This window comes from Bartonella sp. OT172YNZD (assembly GCF_042193725.1).
Taxonomy (GTDB): domain Bacteria; phylum Pseudomonadota; class Alphaproteobacteria; order Rhizobiales; family Rhizobiaceae; genus Bartonella; species Bartonella grahamii_A.
On record NZ_JBHILZ010000106.1, the window covers coordinates 1 to 587 of the forward strand.

General features: G+C 46.0%; 1 pseudogene. It reads right to left on the bottom strand.

The features are described from left to right. Window positions 1-561: pseudogene (locus ACFIJS_RS09280) on the bottom strand (phage tail tape measure protein); the annotation flags it as partial. Window positions 562-587: the final 26 nt, after the last annotated feature.

Genomic DNA, 587 nt, shown 5'->3' on the forward strand with positions numbered 1-587 from the left:
CTCTCTCACAGAGTGATTTACATGACCCGCCCCCGCAAATTGTGCAATCGGTTGAATGACTGTTTTTCCTCCCAAAAAACTTGGCAAAAACTCTCTTAAATGAATGGACCCAATCCACCCCTTCATGCGATGAGGCAAAGATTTACAAAAATCGCTCAATTTTGTGATGGGTGCCATAAAACCATCGACAATCCAATTGGCTAAGTCCTCCCCCGCTTGTTCCATACCAGCCCTCGCACCCTCAGAGAGCTTTTCGCGGGCAAAAAAGCTTCCCAACCAGCTCCAAAAATTAGAAAGACTTTGTTTAAAGCCCTCCCACACATTGCCAAACCACTTGCCAACAGCGCCAAGCCCCTGTTTAAACTTTTGCCAAGCTTGAGAGAAATCAAAAGCATTGGCGATTATATTTTTCCAATGCATAATGGTGGCGGTATCAGCACCAAAAAAACGCATGACGGCTTCAAAGGCATGCCCAAAAGCGTGTGCTATTCCCCGTGCAAAGCCTTTGACAAAAGAAGAGAAACGATCCCAATATTTCCACAAAGCAAAACCAGCAGCCATGATCACCGCCACAACAGCAGCAACCA